This window comes from Photorhabdus sp. RM71S (genome assembly GCF_042879355.1).
Classification (GTDB): Bacteria; Pseudomonadota; Gammaproteobacteria; order Enterobacterales; family Enterobacteriaceae; genus Photorhabdus; species Photorhabdus kayaii.
This window is the reverse complement of sequence record NZ_JBHFKV010000132.1, coordinates 1-1201: the sequence shown is the minus strand read 5'-3', so window position 1 is coordinate 1201 and position 1201 is coordinate 1. Positions and strand designations below refer to the sequence as shown.

Annotated in this window: 3 protein-coding genes; 1 reads left to right on the top strand and 2 read right to left on the bottom strand. The window is 42.6% G+C overall.

All coding sequences use genetic code 11. The features are described from left to right. The first annotated feature begins 33 nt into the window (after positions 1–33). On the top strand, positions 34–318 hold the full coding sequence (gene ghoS / locus ACGF5R_RS24060) for a type V toxin-antitoxin system endoribonuclease antitoxin GhoS (protein ID WP_112879875.1): 285 nt from the start codon (positions 34–36) through the stop codon (positions 316–318). Here the strand turns inward: ghoS and ACGF5R_RS24055 are convergent. Together ACGF5R_RS24055 and ACGF5R_RS24050 are read right to left on the bottom strand one after the other, a co-directional pair. Further along, the gene (locus ACGF5R_RS24055) at positions 315–554 is read right to left on the bottom strand and encodes a hypothetical protein (RefSeq protein ID WP_262981647.1); all 240 of its coding nucleotides are present in this window, start codon (positions 552–554) and stop codon (positions 315–317) included. The genes ghoS and ACGF5R_RS24055 overlap by 4 nt on opposite strands. A 141-nt stretch (positions 555–695) precedes the next feature. Next, entirely contained in the window at positions 696–1037 is a 342-nt protein-coding gene (locus ACGF5R_RS24050; RefSeq protein ID WP_112879873.1) for a hypothetical protein, read from the bottom strand. Positions 1038–1201 lie beyond the last annotated feature (164 nt).

Below are 1201 nucleotides of genomic sequence, written 5' to 3'. Positions count from 1 at the left end.
TTGATCATTCCACAGTCAAGTAAGGAATAAGAAATGGCAGATTTCATTGTCCGTGTAGAATTAAGAAAAGCAGATAACTCAGATTACGATAAGCTCTATGATAAAATGAAAGCTAAGGGTTTTTCGAAATTTATTACTGCTGATAGCGGCAATAAATATGAGCTTCCTCCCGCTGAATACTATTTCAAGTCTGAATCAAAATCTCGACAGGAAGTAAGAGACTTAGCTTATGACGTCGCTAAGTCAGTCAATTCAAGACCTGCGGTTTTGGTCACTGAATCTGATGGGATAAGCTGGCGCGGACTTGACAGGGCTTAATCTTCATCAGGGTCTTTGGCGCAAGGTGGGCTAAGTTCTTCCGCTTCATCATCTCCATCACCTCGCCTTGGATCTTCCGTTTCAAGGGCAATAAAGCTATCTCTAATATTTCGGGCGAGGTATTTCGCCCTGTCGTTATCGGCATAGCGTCGAGATTCCATCTCTATATTTAGAGCATTTATTAAAGCCTCACGTGCTGCCTGTTGTGACTCGGGTGTTAAATCTTCAAATTTCATATTAAATCCTCTCTGAACCCTTTCCAGTTTGGAAACAGTTGGAATTAGAATATTCTGCTAAAAAGTCAGTATCCGCCCGCAGGGCGCCCATAAAGAAATCACTACTATCGTGCACTCTGTCAGCAGAATGCTCTGAGTTAGTTACTTCGTTGAAAGCATCTTCTCTTGCTTGCCCTGAAACTCAACTTTTGCCATTGCGCCTATCGCGTAAATAGCGCCGAGTACAAACCAGCCCTGATATACGACAAAAATGACAAAGGCTGTATCCGTCAGTAAGTCGTAATATCGGAATGCTGTCGGAACATGTTTGTACTCTTTAGCGAGCGTATCCCTGCTAAATAAATAAGCCAGGAATTTAATCACACCAAAGAACCAGCCAGCGAAATAACCGACATTTACAAAACCTTCGATATTTTGCGTAATGCCAATAAATAAAAAGGACGCGATAATTGCGTCCAGAATGATTGAATATGTGTATTTCATTAATTTCTCCGGGATCATCACAGTCTTACTTCTTCCGAGGTCCTCACTTTGGGGACGGCTTGACCGAGCTGTATTTACTCGCCCACGCTTTAGCAATATGCAGACAGTCATCGTACATCTTGCCCTTTCTGCTCGCTGATGAAGCTCTTCGATAGTGATCGACC

Bases quoted from the DNA above. Each gene is read 5' to 3' on its own strand.
- ACGF5R_RS24050 (WP_112879873.1), bottom strand. From the start codon at position 1,037: ATGAAATACACATATTCAATCATTCTGGACGCAATTATCGCGTCCTTT.
- ACGF5R_RS24055 (WP_262981647.1), bottom strand. From the start codon at position 554: ATGAAATTTGAAGATTTAACACCCGAGTCACAACAGGCAGCACGTGAG.
- ghoS (WP_112879875.1), top strand. From the start codon at position 34: ATGGCAGATTTCATTGTCCGTGTAGAATTAAGAAAAGCAGATAACTCA.